General features: G+C 60.2%; 13 protein-coding genes and 1 pseudogene. 1 reads left to right on the plus strand and 13 read right to left on the minus strand.

All coding sequences use genetic code 11. The features are described from left to right. Nucleotides 1–8: 8 nt before the first annotated feature. From C0U40_RS18370 to C0U40_RS18430, 13 genes are all read right to left on the minus strand, one after another. Nucleotides 9–1,985, minus strand: coding sequence for an AMP-binding protein (locus C0U40_RS18370; RefSeq protein ID WP_101657246.1), 1,977 nt, complete (start codon nt 1,983–1,985; stop codon nt 9–11). Between the two features lie 25 nt (nt 1,986–2,010). Further along, entirely contained in the window at nt 2,011–2,790 is a 780-nt protein-coding gene (locus C0U40_RS18375; RefSeq protein ID WP_101657247.1) for an ABC transporter ATP-binding protein, read from the minus strand. A 211-nt stretch (nt 2,791–3,001) separates the two neighbouring features. Further along, the gene (locus tag C0U40_RS18380; RefSeq protein WP_101657248.1) at nt 3,002–3,841 is read right to left on the minus strand and encodes an FAS1-like dehydratase domain-containing protein; all 840 of its coding nucleotides are present in this window, start codon (nt 3,839–3,841) and stop codon (nt 3,002–3,004) included. Nucleotides 3,842–3,851: 10 nt separating this feature from the next. Then, complete coding sequence (locus C0U40_RS18385; RefSeq protein WP_101657249.1) at nt 3,852–5,015, minus strand: acyl-CoA dehydrogenase family protein; 1,164 nt, start codon at nt 5,013–5,015, stop codon at nt 3,852–3,854. 3 nt (nt 5,016–5,018) lie between these two features. Continuing rightward, a complete protein-coding gene (locus C0U40_RS18390) occupies nt 5,019–5,813 on the minus strand; it encodes a citryl-CoA lyase (protein WP_101657250.1) in 795 nt (264 codons plus the stop codon). Further along, entirely contained in the window at nt 5,813–6,727 is a 915-nt protein-coding gene (locus tag C0U40_RS18395; protein WP_101657269.1) for an SDR family NAD(P)-dependent oxidoreductase, read from the minus strand. Before C0U40_RS18395 ends, C0U40_RS18390 begins: the two co-directional genes overlap by 1 nt. Nucleotides 6,728–6,739: 12 nt before the next feature. Beyond that, a complete protein-coding gene (locus C0U40_RS18400) occupies nt 6,740–7,699 on the minus strand; it encodes a hydroxymethylglutaryl-CoA lyase (protein ID WP_101657251.1) in 960 nt (319 codons plus the stop codon). Between the two features lie 4 nt (nt 7,700–7,703). After that, nucleotides 7,704–9,710, minus strand: coding sequence for an acetyl/propionyl/methylcrotonyl-CoA carboxylase subunit alpha (locus C0U40_RS18405; protein ID WP_101657252.1), 2,007 nt, complete (start codon nt 9,708–9,710; stop codon nt 7,704–7,706). A 10-nt stretch (nt 9,711–9,720) separates the two neighbouring features. Further along, entirely contained in the window at nt 9,721–11,328 is a 1,608-nt protein-coding gene (locus tag C0U40_RS18410; protein WP_101657253.1) for an acyl-CoA carboxylase subunit beta, read from the minus strand. Continuing rightward, nucleotides 11,325–12,716, minus strand: coding sequence for a phenylacetate--CoA ligase family protein (locus tag C0U40_RS18415; RefSeq protein WP_101657254.1), 1,392 nt, complete (start codon nt 12,714–12,716; stop codon nt 11,325–11,327). The genes C0U40_RS18410 and C0U40_RS18415 overlap by 4 nt, the downstream gene beginning before the upstream one ends. Before the next feature lie 26 nt (nt 12,717–12,742). Further along, nucleotides 12,743–13,903: an acyl-CoA dehydrogenase family protein gene (locus tag C0U40_RS18420; RefSeq protein ID WP_101657255.1), complete on the minus strand. Its 1,161-nt coding sequence runs from the start codon at nt 13,901–13,903 to the stop codon at nt 12,743–12,745. A 9-nt stretch (nt 13,904–13,912) separates the two neighbouring features. Continuing rightward, nucleotides 13,913–14,692: an enoyl-CoA hydratase/isomerase family protein gene (locus C0U40_RS18425; protein ID WP_101657256.1), complete on the minus strand. Its 780-nt coding sequence runs from the start codon at nt 14,690–14,692 to the stop codon at nt 13,913–13,915. Beyond that, on the minus strand, nt 14,689–15,870 hold the full coding sequence (locus tag C0U40_RS18430) for an acyl-CoA dehydrogenase family protein (RefSeq protein WP_101657257.1): 1,182 nt from the start codon (nt 15,868–15,870) through the stop codon (nt 14,689–14,691). Before C0U40_RS18430 ends, C0U40_RS18425 begins: the two co-directional genes overlap by 4 nt. Nucleotides 15,871–15,963: 93 nt before the next feature. Here C0U40_RS18430 and fadH point away from each other — a divergent pair. Next, nucleotides 15,964–16,645: pseudogene (fadH, locus tag C0U40_RS18435) on the plus strand (NADPH-dependent 2,4-dienoyl-CoA reductase); the annotation flags it as partial.

Consider the following 16,645-nt stretch of genomic DNA (forward strand, 5'->3'; position numbering starts at 1 on the left):
GACCTCCTTTAGGTTTTGGACTGCCGCTTGGCAGCCTTCGATGCGTTTTCGACATCTGATACGCGAACCGTGGCCTTGAGAACGCCTTGACGGCCATCCTGATAGGTCACGGCGATTTCAAGATCGGTCTTGTCATCGCCGCCATAGATTGCTTCGACAAGGTTTGCATATCGTTCCTCCAGAAAGGCCCGCCGGAGTTTCCGGCTGCGGGTCAACTCGCCTTCATCCGGGTCGAGCTCTTTAGGGAAATTCGCAAACCGCGCGATGCGCGAGCCTTCGGGTAGAAGGCCATTGATGCGCGCCACTTCGCCTTTGATAAGCTCCAGAATTTCGGGTTTCTGCGACAGATCGGTGTATGTCGAGAAGCTGATCTTGTTCTCTTCCGCCCAACGACCCAGAACTTCCATATCGATATTGATAAGCGCGCTGACGAAGTCACGGCTTTCGTCGCCCAGGGTCATGAGATCCTTGATGAAGGGGCTATAGCGCAACCGCGTTTCGATGAACTGCGGCGGATAGCTGTGCCCGTTTGCCAGGCGGCGCATGTCCTTGACACGGTCAAAGAACAAAAGCTCGCCGTCGTCGGTCATCGACACCGCGTCACCGGTCTTGTACCAACCGTCTTCGGTCAGCTCCTCTGCGGTCTTTTCGGGCTTGCCGTGATAGCCGCCGAAGCCCGATCCGCCCCGCACCTGAAGCTCGCTTTCGTCCGAGACTCTGTAGTCCAGCGGGTCGCCGTAGTTCGTGTTGCTTTGCATCCAGCTGCCGCTGGTTTCCAGCTGATAGCTTTCGCCGACATGCGCAGTCAGAAGGCCGATTTCGGTCGCGCCATAGACGTTGCGCAGCTTGACCCCCATCGCGTGGAACATGCGAAAGACGTCAGGTGCCATCAGGGCGCCGCCGCTCATTGCGTTTTTGGCCCTACCAAGGCCAAGATTGTCGCGCAGGTGATGCAGCACCAGCGCCTCGGCAAAGGGAAGCTGCAGACGTGCGGCAAGGCTGGGGCTGCGCCCCTCCAGCCGCTCGACATAAACGTTGCGGCCGACTTTCATACCCCAATTGTACATCGCATTGCGGAACTTGCCCGCACCCAGCATCCGGGCCTGGACGATAGAAGCGAGGTTCTCCCACTGGCGCGGGCTGAACACCAGCGCGTCAACCGCCAGTTCGCGAATGTTGGTCAGCACGTCTTCGGGGCCTTCGGGGAAATTGACGACCATGGGCGCGATCAAACCGATCGACAGGCCGAAAATCTGTTCCGTGACCCAGGCGGGGGAAATGTAGGTCAGGTATTCCGTGCCTGGCGCGATTTCGATTGCCCCCATCACCCGCGAGCAGTTGTCGAACAGGTAACGATGGCTAATGACAACGCCCTTGGGTTTTCCCGTGGTCCCGGAGGTATAGGACAGCAAGGCGGTATCGTCCGCCCGCCCGCGTTTGACGTGTTCTTCAAATCTGGCAGGCTCTTTGGCGTGGATCTGACGTCCTGCCGCGCTCACACTTTCAAAGGAATGCAACAGGGGATGATCATAGCCCCAGAGGCCGGAATCATCCCAGTAAACGATCGCCAGGGCACCCGGGTATTTGCCCGCGATCTCGATGCATTTATCGACTTGCTCCTGATCCTGCGCCAGAAAAATCCGCGTTTGCGAGTCTTCGGCCAGATACAGAATCTCTTCGGCGTTCTGATCCGGATAGACGGACAGGACTTTGCCGCCCAATGACTGTACGGCGTATTCAGCCCAGAAATGTTCGGGTTCGTTTTCGCCGATCATCATGACGGAATCGCCCGCTGACAGGCCCAGGTTCTCCAGCCCAAGCGCCAGGGCACGAAACCTGTCAAGCACATCGGCCCAGGTGAATTCACGCCAGATACCAAGGCGCTTGTGGCGTTCGGCGAGGTCGTTCGGCGAGGAGGTTGCACGCGCGAGCAACACCTGTGGCAGGGTTTCGCTATGTGTCACTGCCGGGTCTGAATAGACCATTGCTGTTCTTTGTTTGACCATACCGCTACCCCAGATATGCCTTGATCACAGCCGGGTCCTTCTGGATATCTTCCGGGGTGCCTTCGGCGATCACCCGCCCGAAATCCAACACCACAATCCGGTCGGCAAGGTCCATAACCACGCCCATGTCGTGCTCGACCAGAACCACCGGAATCTTGCGCGCTTCGCGCACATCGAGAATGAAGCGCGCGAGGTCTTCTTTCTCTTCCGAGTTCATGCCGGCCATCGGTTCATCCATCAGCAGGATCGACGGTTCCTGCGCCAATGCACGGCCCAAATCGACACGTTTGCGCAGCCCGTACCCCAACGTGCCCACGGGCCGGTTGCGGATTGCCTCGATCTCCAGAAAGTCGATGATCTCTTCGGCGGCTTCGCGATGTTCCGATTCCTCGCGCATCACGGGACCGAATTGGAAAAAAGCCTGGATCACATTCGATTTCATCAGCATGTGACGTCCGATCATGATGTTTTCCACCACGGTCTGCCCGGCAAAAAGATGGGTGCCCTGAAACGTCCGCGCCAAACCGCGCCGGGCGATCTGGTCAACGCGCAGGCCGGTCACGTCCTGACCAGACAATTCGACACGGCCTTTCTGCGGACGGTAGAAGCCCGCAGTAACGTTCAGAAGTGATGTTTTTCCGGCACCGTTCGGGCCGATGATCGCAAGCAATTCATCGTCGTTTACAGAGATGCTCACATCGTCGAGCGCCGTCACACCGCCAAATTTCAAAGTTGCACCACGCACCGCAAGCGGCGATGAGACGATCCCGCCATTCGTAGTCATGATGCAGCCCGTGCCTTTTCCCGACACGTCATGGAGTCGCGCACAGCCCTACCGTAGGGTTGTCCGTTGAGAACGAGTTTTCCTCGCATCGTTTCTCCTCCCACCTCTTTGTTCAGAGGTTTGCCTGGGCTGTTTACCAAGTTTCCCCGCACAATCTAACAGATGTTAGAAAATTTAGTCAACAACTGAATTCGCTACCGAAGAAAACCGATCAGACAGCCGCGTACTCTGCGGAAAAGCTTCGAAGACCTTTTTGATCCTGACACCAGACTGTCCCGGAGGCACCGGTCCCTTCATTGTGCAATTGCAATTCGCAGGGCAGGGTCAGCGGTGCGAGTCCGCGGAAAGAAAACCGGTGGGGCGACGTCTTCAACGCATTCGCCGCCAGGTTCAGAAGCAGCGTCGCCTGCAATGGGCCATGCACAACAAGCCCGGAATAGGCTTCGGCTTCGGTGGCGTAGACATGGTCATAGTGGATGCGATGGGCATTGAACGTCAGCGCCGAATAGCGAAACAGCAGCACAGGATCCGGAGTCAGGCTCGATCTGAGCGAGGCGGGGTCGCCCGCGCCGGGTGCGCTCTTCACCGGGCGGGGCGCGGTGATCTTACGAAAGACAATCGACTGCTGTTCCCGGATACAAAGCCGGTTGCCGCTAAAATACTCGTGTTCGATGGTCACAAAGACCAACGCTCCGCTGCGGCCCTGCTTGGCCGTTATATCCCCGATCGACGAGCGTCTGGTGAAGGTTTCGCCGATCGTCAGCGGCGCGATATGTGTAACATCGCCGCCGGCCCACATGCGGGCGGGCAGCGGTACCGGGGGCAGAAATCCACCCCTTGCGGCATGGCCATCTTCTGACAGGGCGGCAGCTGGCACGGTATCAAGGGCAATACACCAATGAATTCCCAGCGGAACATCACCCGCTCCGCCCCAAAGGTGCGGGCCGAACGTGGCACGGAATTTTTCGATCAGTCCCTGCGTCAGAACATCTTCACTGGTTTCGGTGCGTCCCAGCCAGGGCGCCAGCGCGTCTAGGTCGATCTCACTCATGGTTGCGGCCTCAGAAGGATCGCGGCATGCCGAGGATATGCTCGCCGACATAGGACAGGATCAGGTTGGTCGAGATCGGGGCCACCTGATACAGTCGGGCCTCGCGGAACTTGCGCTCGACATCGTATTCCCGCGCGAAACCGAAGCCGCCATGGGTCTGGATACAGGCATTGGCCGCTTCCCAGCTGGCATCAGCGGCCAACAGCTTGGCCATGTTCGCCTGCGCCCCGCAATCCAGCCCGGCATCGAAACGTCTGCAGGCCTCAAAGCGCATCAGATTGGCGGCCTCGACGTTCACATAGGCCCTTGCGATAGGGAATTGCACGCCCTGGTTCTGGCCGATGGGACGGTCGAAAACCACGCGGTCGCCGGCATAGGCGCGGGCCTTGTCAACGAACCAGTATCCATCACCGATACATTCCGCTGCAATCAGGGTCCGTTCGGCGTTCAGCCCGTCAAGAATATGGTAAAACCCGCGCCCTTCGGTCCCGATCAGGTTTTCAGCGGGGATTTCCAGGTTGTCGAAAAACAATTCATTGGTTTCGTGGCCGGGCATATTGGCGATGGGGCGGACCTCCATGCCGTTGCCGATTGCCTCTTTCAGATCGACCATAAAGATCGACAGACCCTGCGACTTTTTCTTGACCTCGTTCAGAGGCGTGGTGCGTGCCAGAAGGATCATCAGGTCAGAATGCTGGATGCGGCTGATCCAGACCTTCTGGCCATTGATCTCATACCGGTCACCCTTCTTGACCGCGGTGGTCTTCAGTTTGGTGGTATCAGTTCCGGTTGTCGGTTCGGTCACGGCCATGGATTGTAGGCGCAACTCGCCGCTGGCAATACTGGGCAGGTATTTCTGCTTTTGCGCGTCCGAACCGTGCCGCAGCAGCGTGCCCATATTATACATCTGCCCGTGGCAATGACCCGCGTTGCCACCGCAGCGGTTCACCTCTTCCATGATGATCGAGGCTTCCGTCAACCCCAGTCCCGAGCCACCGTATTCCTCGGGGATCATCGCCGCGAGCCAGCCCTCGCGGGTCAGCGCATCGACGAATTCCTCGGGGTAGGTTTCGTTTTCGCCGAACTTGCGATGATATTCTGGCGGAAACTGCGCGCAAAGTGCGCGCAAGGCGTCGCGCAGATCGGTGTGAGTGTCTGGGGCTGACGTCTGCATTGGTTACTTCGCTCCCGGTCCCGACGTTTCAAGAATTTCCTGTTCGGCGCGCTGCCACAGCTCATAGGAAATCGGGTTTTCGCTCTCTTCGAGGATATGACCGACCAGACCGATGGCACGCGCCATGACGCCAAAGCCGCGCACGATCTTCCAGGGGAAGCCGAATTCACAGCAGATTGCACCGATCGCCCCGGTGGCGTTGATCGGCAGCATCTTGCCCGATTTTTCTTCGGCGACGGCCTGAATTTTCTGGATCAACGCGATGTATTCACCGGATTTTCCGTTTTCGGCGGCGATCTGGAACAGGCGCGGCGTGCGCGGATCGACAGGCTTGTGCACCGGATGGCCAAGCCCCGGCACGATGGCCTTGCGGGCGCGGAATTTTTCAACTGTTTCGACGGCAAGCGCATCCAGATCGACGCCGGTGCCGAGTTTTTCCTGCGGCAGCGCCTCGTAAAGCAATTTCGAGGCACCCTCCATCGAACCGACAAAGACGGTGCCAAGCCCACACAGCCCGGCCGCAACGGCCGCCTGAAGCGATTCCGGCGCACCCATGTAAGTCATCCGCGCCGCCAGAGCCGAAGGCGTGATGCCATGTTCGACAAGAGTAATGACGATGGCGTTGAACACCCGGCTTTCCTCGGGCGTGGCTTTGCGTCCCGTCAACTGCAGGAACGCCAGATCGCCGAGGTTCATGTGCCCGAGGATCTCGTTCGGCAGGTCGAGGCCACGCACGCTGATCTTGTCAGAGGTGCTCCAGGCAATATCGGAGCTGATTTTTTCTTTGCGTTTTCCCATTAGGCCGGATCCCATGAAAAGACATCCGCCGAAACTTCGAGCGGCGTGAACTGTGATTTGAGCGCGGGAATGGCGCGCTCGGCGATTTCATCGGCGGTCCAGCCATCACCGGAATGGACCGACCGCACGGGGCGGGGCTGATTGAACAGGAAGATCTCGTTTTTGCGAACCGCAAAGATTTGACCGGACACGTCAGCCGCGCGGTCGCTCATCAGAAAACAGGCCATTGGCGCGACCTTGGCCGGTGTCATTTCCTTGATCTTCTCGACACGCGCCACCTGTTCCGGGGTGTCTGTCTTGATAGACGAGATCATCCGGCTCCAGGCGAAGGGCGCGATGCAGTTCGAACGGACGTTCCACCGCTTGAGGTCGAGGGCCACCGATTTCGAGAAGGCCGCGATGCCCAGTTTTGCGGCTGAATAGTTCGCCTGCGCCAGATTGCCGATCAGCCCCGAGGTCGAGGTCATGTGCACCAAAGCACCGCTCTCCTGTTCGCGGAAATAATCGGCCGCCGCGCGGCTGGTGTTGAAAGCGCCGTAAAGATGGACCTTCACCACCGCGTCGAAATCCTCGTAGGTCATCTTGTGGAAGAACCCGTCGCGCAGAATGCCGGCGTTGTTCACCACCGCGTCGATGCGGCCGAATTTCTTGACACCGGCCTCGATCATCGCGCGGGCGGCGTCGGGGTCGGTGACGTTGCCGCCATCGGCAATGGCGTCGCCCCCTGCGGCCTTGATCTCTTCGACGACTTTCTGCGCCGCAGTTTCGGTCTGGCCGGTGCCTTTCAGGGACGCGCCCAGATCATTGACCACCACGGCAGCGCCTTCCGAGGCTGCCATCAAGGCGATATCACGCCCGATCCCACCGCCGGCCCCGGTGACCAGAACCACCTTTCCATCAAGTGCCTTTGTCATCTTCATTCTCCCTCAGCTTGCCTTGCGATATTTGTCCAGGCCGCCGGTATGCATGACCCGGCCCATGAGCGGCACGCCGATGATCTCTTCCGCCTTGATCGCCGCTGCGATAAGCTTGTCCAAATCGATGCCGGTTTCGATGCCGAGCTCGTGACACAGGAACACCGCATCCTCGGTGCAGACATTGCCTGCGGCGCGGGCGTGGCCGTGGCCCGCGAAAGGACAGCCGCCAAGACCGGCGACCGAGCTTTCGAACATGTCCACGCCCATCGACAGGGCGGCATGGAGATTGGCGATCCCAAGCCCCCGCGTGTCGTGGATGTGCATGCCGATGCGCGCCTCGGGCGCCAGTTCGCGCAGTGCGCCGATCATACGTTTGACCGCCTCGGGGTTGCCCCAGCCCATGGTGTCGGCGACCACAAGGATCGGCACCGGGATATCCTCTTCTTCGCACAGCTGAAGTATGAAGCGGAAATCGTCGAGGATGCGTTCTTGCGGGATGGGTCCTTCGAAATTGCAGCCGAAGGCCGTCATCACATAGGCGGCGTCGACCGTGTATCCCTCTTCCTTATAAAGCCGGACCCAGTCGCGTTGTCTTTCGCGCATTTCCTCGGACGAACAATTGTTGTTCGATTGGGCAAATGCCTCGGATGGATAGAACAGCAGACGCGGGTCGATATCGACCTCATGCGCCGTCAGGGCCTTGCGAAACCCCTTGTCGTTCAGCCAGAGCGACGTGTAATTCACGCCCGGCTTGCGTTTGATACGCTTGAACAGTTCACCGGTATCGGCCATTTGAGGCACGTATTGCGGACTGACAAAGCTGCCGACCTGAATGCGTTTCAGGCCGGTTTCGCTGAGCATGTCGATCAGTTCGATGCGCTCTTCGATCGGATAGATCTTCTTTTCGATCTGAAACCCCTCACGCGGGCCTTCTTCACGAAACTCGACGAATTTGGGAAAGTCGCTCATCTCATCACTCCTCGGATGGTAGTATCTCGGCGATGACCTGGCCGCGATCGACCATGTCCCCATTCGAGACGGAAATGTTGCTGGCGATCCCCGCTGCGGTGGCGCGGATCGAGATTTCAAGTTTCATGGATTCCATGACCGCGAGCACATCGCCTTCGGCCACGGTCTGCCCGTCTGCAACCTTGACCTCGACAATCATGCCGGTCAGCGGTGAGGCCACAGCCCGATCCGCCGCCGCATCGCCGCCCGCAAAGTCAAGCGGGGCTGCTGGACGGAAAACAAGGCGGCCTTCGGGCGTGTCCATTTCGATCACGCCAGCGTGGCGGCGCGCGGCGAGCACAAAGATGGACTCACCTTCCGCGACGCGCCAGCTACCGGGCGAAATTTCACGCACGGCGAGGATGATCCTGGTGCCGTCTTCTGCGATCACGGCGTATCGGTCCCCGGATTTGACAGGGCCGACGCGCAGTTCTTCGGATGCACCGGTCGTGTCGGTCAATGTTACGCGCTGTCCCGCTTCAAGCGGGTCACCGCCCAGGCCAAGCCGCCAGCCAGTGAACGTGGAAAGATTGGTCCAAGGGTCCGCGCATGGGTCACGCCGGTCGGACGCCACGAAGAGAACGGCAGCGGCGGCTTTCCACAACTCGGGGCGCGCAAGGGCGGGGGGGGACGTCAGTGCGTCAAGCCTGCCGTCGATCCAGCGTGTATGAACCTGCATCTGTTCGAATTCGGGATTGCGCGCCAGTGCTTTCAAAAAGGCGCGGTTGGTTTGCACACCCTCAACTGCGACGTGATCCAAGGCTGTCGCCAGCCGCGCCAAGGCGGTTTCCCGGTCCGGCGCATGCACAATCAGTTTGGCGATCATCGGATCATAGAAGGGCGTCACTGCGTCGCCTTCTTCGACACCGCTGTCAATGCGCAAACCTTCCGGCAAGCTGAGCGTGGTCAAGGTGCCGGTCGACGGGGCGAACTGCATCGCCGGATCTTCGGCATAAAGCCGCGCCTCGACCGCGTGGCCGTTGATCTTGAGGTCATCCTGCATCAGGCCAAGGCCCGCGCCTTCGGCAATGCGCAGGTGAAGCGCAACAAGGTCCAGCCCGGTGATCGCTTCGGTGACGGGATGTTCCACCTGAATGCGGGGGTTTACCTCAAGAAAGAAGTACTCTTCGCCCGCGACCAAAAACTCCACTGTGCCTAGGCCGCGGTAGTCAAGCGTTTCGCCCAGGCGCACCGCGTCATGCGCGATCTCGTCCAGCAGCGCGCGGGGCAAGCCCCAAGCCGGAGCCTCTTCGATGACCTTCTGGTGACGGCGCTGAAGCGTGCAGTCACGTTCGAACAGGTGCACCACGTGCCCCTTGCCATCACCCGCGATCTGCACTTCGACATGGCGCGCTTCAGGCAGGAAGCGTTCCAGCAAAAGCCCTTCGGAGCCAAAAGTGGATTTCGCCTCGCGAAGGGCGCCTTCGATGTCTTCCACAAGCGTGGCCTCATCGGTGACAAGCCGCTGGCCGCGCCCGCCACCGCCGCCGACGGCCTTGAGCAGAACGGGCAGGCCCATTGCGCGGACTTCATCGGCAATCTCTTGCGGATCGGACCACGCGCCTTCGGCACCCGAAATAACCGGGACGCTGGCCGCCACGGCGGCCTCTTTGGCGCTGGCCTTGTCGCCGAAACGGTCAAGCGTGTCCGGCGTTGGCCCCATGAAGATCATGCCGGCGGCCTCGACCGAACGGGCAAAATCAGAGTTCTCGGCCAGAAAGCCGTAACCGGGATGGATCGCATCCGCACCGACCGATTTCGCGGCGGCAATCACCGCGTCGATCTTCAGATAGCTCTCGGACGCCGGTCCGGCACCGATGCAGACTGATTGCCCGATCTCGCGGACATGCAGGGCATTGGCGTCGGCTTGCGAATGTACGCCGACAGGAGTGATGCCGCTGGCCCGCGCGGTACGCGCGATCCGGCAGGCAATTTCGCCGCGATTGGCGATTAGAAGCGTTTTGATTTTCATGACTCGCTCCTCACATCCTGAACACGCCGAAATTGGTTTCGGCCTTGGGTCTGCGTGAGGTCACATCCAGCATGAGCGCCATGACATCGCGGGTTTCACAAGGCTCGATCACGCTGTCGATCCAGAGGTTAGAGGCAAAATTGTAAGCACCTTGAAAATCCTCGTATTCCTTGCGGATGGGCGCCTTGAAGGCTTCTTCCTCTTCGGGGGTCCAGCTTTTGCCTTCGCGTTCGTTGATCTGTCCGCGGACTTGCGCCAGCACGCTGGCGGCCTGTTCCGGCCCCATGATTGCGGACCGTCCTGTTGGCCAGGCGAACATTGCGTCCGGCTGGAACGGGCGGCCCAGCATTGCCAGGTATCCCGCCCCGTAAGATCCGCCGGTGATGATGGTAAACTTTGGCACCCGGGCCGAAGACATGGCCGTGATCATCTTGGCACCCGCCTTGGCGATGCCCATCTGTTCGACCTCGCGGCCAACCATGAAGCCGTTCACATCCGCCAGAAACAGCAGCGGAATATCGCGCTGGACGCAGAGGTTGATGAAATGCGTCGCCTTCAACGCGGCCTCGACGAACAGCACGCCGGTATTGGCGAGAATGCCCACTTCGTGGCCGTGGATCCGGCCCCAGCCGGTCATGATCGTGTCACCATAAAGCGGCTTGAACTCGTGGAAATTGCTGTCATCCACCAGCCGTGCGACAATCTCGCGGTTGTCGGTTGGCACCTTGGGGTCGCGGCTGACGATGCCGTAGATTTCCTCGACCGGATAGGCGGGCGCGAGCGGCGTCTTGGGCGTCTTGCGGGGCAGGGGTTTTTCGCCCAGATGGCTGACGATCTCGCGGGTGACGGCCAGCGCGTGGGCGTCATCCTCGGCAAGATGGTCGGTCACACCCGACACGGACGAGTGCATCTTGCCGCCGCCCAGTTCTTCGGCATCCACCTTTTCGCCGGTGGCAGCAAAGGTCAGTTCCGGCCCGCCAAGATACATGAAGCCCTGGCCACGCACGATCACCACCTCATCGCAGAGCGCGGGAATATAGGCACCACCCGCAGTGCAAGGCCCCATGACGACAGCGATCTGCGGCACCCCGTCACCGGACATGCCGATCTGCTGGTGAAAGATTGAGCCGAACTGGCCTTCGTCGGGGAAAATGTTCTCCTGATCCGGCAGAAACGCGCCGCCGGAATCGACCAGCGTGATCACCGGAAGGCGGTTCTTCCACGCGATCTTCTGGGCGCGCACGTGCTTGCGGCAGGTCATGCCGAAATAGGTGCCGCCCTTCACGGTGGCATCATTGGCGATGATCATGCACTGACGGCCCTCGATCACGCCGATGCCAGTGATGATGCCCGCCCCCGGCGGTACACCATCATATTTGTTCAGCCCGGCAAGCTCCCCGACTTCCAGAAAGGGGGTGCCCGGATCGATCAACCGTTCGACGCGTTCGCGCGGCAGGATCTTGCCTTTCGACACGTGCCGTTCGCGGGCCTTTTCAGGGCCACCGACACGTTGTTGCAAGCGAAGGGCACGCAGCTCGCCGACTTTGTCGCGATACTGTGTATCGTTTTGCCGGAAGTCATCGGACCCGGTATCGAGTAGGGATTTCATTTTTGTCATGGCAGCTCGGGGTATTCTCTCAGAACAAAGGCAACCTTGGCGGCGCCGGGTTTTTCAAAAGTGTCAGCCGCCACCAGATGGACGTCGGCCTTGAAGACGAGCGCGTCGCGCAGCCGCTGTTCGATTTTCTTCTTGAGGGCAGCATCGTCCGCGGTATCGCGGTCGGGTCCGCGTTCGACGATCACTTTCAGCGCGCCCTGCGTGGTATGACCTTCGAAATCGGCCACGATGCGCATGACGCCGTTAGTGTCCGGCACCATCTCGGTGATCACGCTGTTGATGGCCGACGGGAACACATTGGCCCCGCGCACGATCAGCATGTCGTCGGTCCGGCCGGTGCAGCGGATCTTGGGTCCGGTACGCCCGCAGGAACATTCGGTGTCGATCACCTCGATATAGTCGCCGGACCGGAAACGCACCACCGGGCTCGCCTGACGGCCAATCGCGGTATAGATCATCTCGCCCTCGGCGCCTTTTTTCCAAGGGATGATGTCGCCGCTCTCGGGGTCGAGCAATTCAGTGATGATATAGTCCATGTTGACCATGTGCATCCCCGACTGGGCGTCGCATTCGGCCCAGTAGGTCACACCCAGATCGGTGCCACCCAGCATTTCGGTGCATTTCGCACCCCAGGCCGCTTCGATCTTGGCGCGAATTGCCGGGATGCCACCGCCGGGTTCTCCGCCGACAACCACCTGTTCCACGCCCAGCTCACTGGCCTTGCATCCCAGCACCTCTGGCGCTTTTTCCGCCAGGTGCAGCACGAAGTTCGGCGCGCCGACGATGCAGCGCGGACGCGTGTCGGCGCAAGCGCGCAGCAGCCGCTCCGCGCCGCCATCCGCCCCCACCGGCACATCGATTGTGCCCATGTACTGCAATCCCTGCATCACGGGGATGCCGCCGACAAAGCCCTTGGCCAGCGAAAACGCGTGCAACACCATGTCGCCGGGGCGCACGCCATTGGCAAAGAAGCAGCGCGCTGTCATCTCGTGCCACATTTCGGCGTCGGATTCGGTAAGGGCAACATATGAGGGGCTGCCGGTGGTGCCCGACGAGGCCTGCATCTGAATGATGTCGGCCATCGGCGCGGCGCGGTGTTTGCCAAACGGCGGCTCGGCGGCCAGGCTTTCGCGGATCTCGGTCTTGTAAGTATAGGGCAGCTTTTGCAGGTCTTCGATGGTGCGAATATCGTCGAACTCCACGCCCGCTTCGGCTAACTTTTCCTGATAGAAGGTCGAGTTCGTCTTGAGATAGGCCATCTGCGCACGCAGTCGCTCTTCCTGAATGCGGCGCACTTCGTCAAGCGGCGTGCCCTCGATTTCGTGCCAGAAACGATCGTTTACCTTATCGGCGGCATCCTCCCGCCGGAAGCGCATTCCAAATTGCATATTGTCCTCCGTTCCGGACCGGGCGATCAATAGGACCGCGGCAGACCCATGACCTTTTCGCCGATGAAGCTGAGGCACAGCTCGCGGTTCACGGGTGCCGTACGCAACAGGCGCACCAGCGGATACATCTCGTAAAGTCCCGTATCCTCTGTGAAACCCGATCCGCCATGCGCCTGCAGCGCGGCGTCCACCGCTTCGATCCCAGCTTCGGCGGCGGCATACTTGGCCATATTCGACGAGGCCCCCGCGGGCAGCTTGTTGTCGAATTCCCAGGCCGCGCGTCGGGTCATCAGGCTGGCCATCTCGACCGCTGTGTGCGCCTTGGCCATCGGGTGCTGCACGCCCTGATGCGCGCCGATGGGCTGATCGAAGACATTGCGCTCGGAGGCATAGGCCACCCCCTTGTTCAGCGCGAAGCGGCCGATGCCGCAGCACAAAGCGGCCAGGATGATGCGTTCGGGGTTGAGACTGTCGAACAGGATCGAGAACCCTTCGTCAACCTCGCCGACAACGTCCTCGGGGCCCAGATCGACCTCGTCAAAGAACAGGGTCCACTGTTCTTCGGGCAGGGGGATCGAGATCTTCACCCGCTGCTTGTCGACACCCTTTTTCTTCAGGTCCACCGCAAAGAGCGTGAAGCCGTCGGTCTTGCGGCTGACTTCGGTGTGGGGCTTGGTGCGTGCTACCACCAGACAATAGTCCGATACCTCGGCGCCGGTGATAAAGGTCTTTTCGCCCGACAGGCTGAACCGGTTGCCCCGGCGCTTGGCCAGCGTGGTGGCCTTCATCGTGTTGGATCCGGCCCCCGGTTCGGTGATCGCGAAACAGAACTGGATATCACCACGGCAGGCGGCCGGCAGCAGTTCCTTCTTGTGGAATTCGCTCCCGTGGCTGGCGATATGGGCCAGCGACATGGTCGGCCCGACCACCATCATCAGAAGCGGAATGCCGTGATTGGCGGTGCCTTCCATGAACAGGGCCATTTCGGTCATGCCAAGGCCGGCGCCGCCGTATTCCTCGGGCACCATGATGCCCAGAAAGCCGTCATCAGCAATCTGTTTGAACATCTCCTGCGGGAATTCATGCCTGCGCGCGTGGTCCAGCCAATAAGCATTGTCGTATTTCTGCGCCAACTGACCGCCGTATTCGTAAATCTGGCGCTGTTCGTCGTTCAAAGTGAATTCCATGTTTCGTCCTCAAGCCTTGAATTCAGGGGGGCGTCGGTTCTCGAACGCGTCGAGCCCTTCGGCGACGTCATCACTGGGCAGCGCGCGCACGGCGGCGTCACGCTCCAGCCGCATTTGCTGGTCGATGCCCAGGTCCGCGCCTTCCCGCGCCAGCCGCTTCATCTCGGCGATACCCGGACGCGAGCGGGTGGCGATTTTCTGGCAGTATTCCAACGCGGCCGGATGCAGATCCGCATCCGGCACGATATAGTTGACCAGACCGGCCTCTTTGGCCTCGCCCGCCTCAAGCCAGCGGGCTGAGAACATCAGGTCGAGCGCCCGGCGCTGCCCCATCAACCGCGTTAGCCGCTGCGAGCCGCCCCAACCGGGAATCAGTCCGAATTGTGCATGCTGATCGCCGAACTGAGCGGTTTCGGCGGCGAAACACACATCGCAAGCCAACATCAGTTCGATCCCGCCGGCCAGACACAACCCCTGCACCGCCACGACGACAGGGAGGGAGGAGGTTTCGAGCGCACGCAGGGTGTTCATGCCAAAGGCGATGAAGTGGTTCAGCGCGGCGGGATCGTTCAATTTACCTTTCACTTCCACCAGATCGGCGCCGGTGCAAAAGTGCTTGCCCTGCGCCCGGATGAGGATCGCCCGGATAGCCGGGTTCGCCTCGAATTCCGCACGCGCGGCAGATATGCGCTCATGCACGTCAAGTGACAGGCAATTGAATTTCTCGGGGCGGGCCAGCTCGATAATGCCGGTGTTGCCCTCGGTCGTGACGATGATGGGATCGTTCATTTCTGAGCTCCCGTCGCCTTCTTGTCATATTGCAGCGCCATCCGTCCGACCTTCTCGCGGGCAATCACCAGCTTCTGGATCTGCGCGGTGCCGTCACCGATCTGCAGACCAAGCACATCGTTATAGCGCTGGTGGTGAGGCAGGTCGGTGGTATAGCCGTAATGTCCGTGCAGGATCAGGCACTGGTGCAGGATCTCGCAGGCGGTTTTGGGCAGGTACCATTTGCACATGGCCGCCTCGGACGTATGCGGCAGACCACGGTCGCGCAGGTCCAGCGTGTAATAGCAAAGCTGGCGCATCATGGTCAGTTGAGTTTCGGCTTCGGCCAGCGGGAAACTGACGCCCTGATACTGCACAATCGGCGCACCAAAGGCTTCGCGTTCCTGGACATAGGCCCAGGTTTCATCCACCGACGCTTGCGCGGCACCCAGGCACTCCAGCCCGATCAGTGCGCGCGAATAATCAAACCCGGCCATGATCGTTCCGAAGGCGCGATCCTGTTCGGCCATCATGTTTTGGGCCGGCACGAAGACGTCGTCAAAGAACACCGACCCACGCCCGACGGGCTTGGTGCCGATGTCGTCAAAATGCGTGCGCTTGATGCCGTCCTGGTTCAGATCGACAAAAAAGGCGCTGACCCCGCGTGAGCCACCGTTAGGATCGCCGGTGCGGGCAAAGACGACCGCCGCATCGGCCTGACTGGCAAAACTCATGGATGTCTTTTCACCGTTCAGCCGCCAACCGTTTCCGGATTTCTCGGCCTTCAGAATCAGGTTCGCCGCGTCCGATCCGCCGCGCGGCTCTGTCAGACCCAGACCAATGACGGCATCACCCGAAACAACCTTGGGCACCCATTTCGACGCGATGTCGCGGGAGGCATGCTTGGCAACCATTCCGCCCATGAGAGAGCCGAGAAGCTGCACGTAACTTGCGTTGAAATCAGCATAGGCGATCTCTTCGACGATCAGCCCTGACGCGACAGAGCTTTCACCCAGTCCGCCGAATTCTTCCGGCAGATCGGCCCCGATCAGACCGAGTGCGCCCATCTCCTTGATCAGCGCACGATCAAAGGTATGGCCGCTTGCGCGCTCCTGATATGTGGGCGCAAGTTTTTCAGTTGCGAAGCGCTTCGCGGTTTCGCGAAAAGCCTTCTGATCGTCTGTTGGCTGGAATTGCATCGGTGCTCCTCCCAATGACCGAAATTTATCTTTCCAAAAATCTAACATTTGTTAGAATACAGATCAAGCATAGTTTTGAGGAGGATGCCCACAATGGAAAATAAGCCAACGGAGAGCTTCGGGACCATGCTCTCGCCGATCCGCGCAGGCCAGCATACATTGCGAAACCGTGTCATCATGGGGTCGATGCACACGCGGTTGGAAACCGAGCCTGACGGCATAGCCAAACAGATCGCGTTTTACGCCGAGCGTGCGCGGGGGGAGGCGGCGATTCTGGTCACCGGCGGGTTTTCCCCCAATGCCGAGGGTATATTTGATCCCGAAGGTCCACGAATCGACGACCCGGAAGAGGCGCGCAGCCTGCGCCCGATCTGCGAGGCGGTGCAGGCCGAAGGCAGCCTGATCTGCGCGCAACTCCTTCACGCCGGGCGCTATGCAAAGATCGAAGGATGTGTTGCCCCGTCGCCAATCCGGGCACCGATCAACCGTTTCGTGCCGCGTGAAATGACCGAAGCCGATATTTTCCGAACCATCGAGGATTTTGCCGCGGCAGCCGCCAACGCGCAGGCCGCAGGATTCGATGGCGTCGAAATCATGGGGTCCGAGGGATACCTGATTAACGAATTCACCGTTACCCACACCAACAAGCGCGAAGACGACTGGGGCGGAAGCGCCGAGAAGCGCCATCGATTCCCGGTCGAGATCGTGCGCGCAGTACGTGAACGCTGCGGGCCCGACTTTCTGGTCATCTACCGGATTTCCGCCGCCGATCTGG

The sequence above is a fragment of the Neptunicoccus cionae genome, assembly GCF_002860325.1.
GTDB lineage: Bacteria > Pseudomonadota > Alphaproteobacteria > Rhodobacterales > Rhodobacteraceae > Amylibacter > Amylibacter lutimaris.

Bases quoted from the DNA above. Each gene is read 5' to 3' on its own strand.
- C0U40_RS18400 (WP_101657251.1), bottom strand. From the start codon at position 7,699: ATGAGCGACTTTCCCAAATTCGTCGAGTTTCGTGAAGAAGGCCCGCGT.
- C0U40_RS18415 (WP_101657254.1), bottom strand. From the start codon at position 12,716: ATGCAATTTGGAATGCGCTTCCGGCGGGAGGATGCCGCCGATAAGGTA.
- C0U40_RS18425 (WP_101657256.1), bottom strand. From the start codon at position 14,692: ATGAACGATCCCATCATCGTCACGACCGAGGGCAACACCGGCATTATC.
- C0U40_RS18375 (WP_101657247.1), bottom strand. From the start codon at position 2,790: ATGACTACGAATGGCGGGATCGTCTCATCGCCGCTTGCGGTGCGTGGT.
- C0U40_RS18380 (WP_101657248.1), bottom strand. From the start codon at position 3,841: ATGAGTGAGATCGACCTAGACGCGCTGGCGCCCTGGCTGGGACGCACC.
- C0U40_RS18395 (WP_101657269.1), bottom strand. From the start codon at position 6,727: ATGACAAAGGCACTTGATGGAAAGGTGGTTCTGGTCACCGGGGCCGGC.
- C0U40_RS18370 (WP_101657246.1), bottom strand. From the start codon at position 1,985: ATGGTCTATTCAGACCCGGCAGTGACACATAGCGAAACCCTGCCACAG.
- C0U40_RS18420 (WP_101657255.1), bottom strand. From the start codon at position 13,903: ATGGAATTCACTTTGAACGACGAACAGCGCCAGATTTACGAATACGGC.
- C0U40_RS18430 (WP_101657257.1), bottom strand. From the start codon at position 15,870: ATGCAATTCCAGCCAACAGACGATCAGAAGGCTTTTCGCGAAACCGCG.
- C0U40_RS18405 (WP_101657252.1), bottom strand. From the start codon at position 9,710: ATGAAAATCAAAACGCTTCTAATCGCCAATCGCGGCGAAATTGCCTGC.
- C0U40_RS18410 (WP_101657253.1), bottom strand. From the start codon at position 11,328: ATGACAAAAATGAAATCCCTACTCGATACCGGGTCCGATGACTTCCGG.
- C0U40_RS18390 (WP_101657250.1), bottom strand. From the start codon at position 5,813: ATGGGAAAACGCAAAGAAAAAATCAGCTCCGATATTGCCTGGAGCACC.
- C0U40_RS18385 (WP_101657249.1), bottom strand. From the start codon at position 5,015: ATGCAGACGTCAGCCCCAGACACTCACACCGATCTGCGCGACGCCTTG.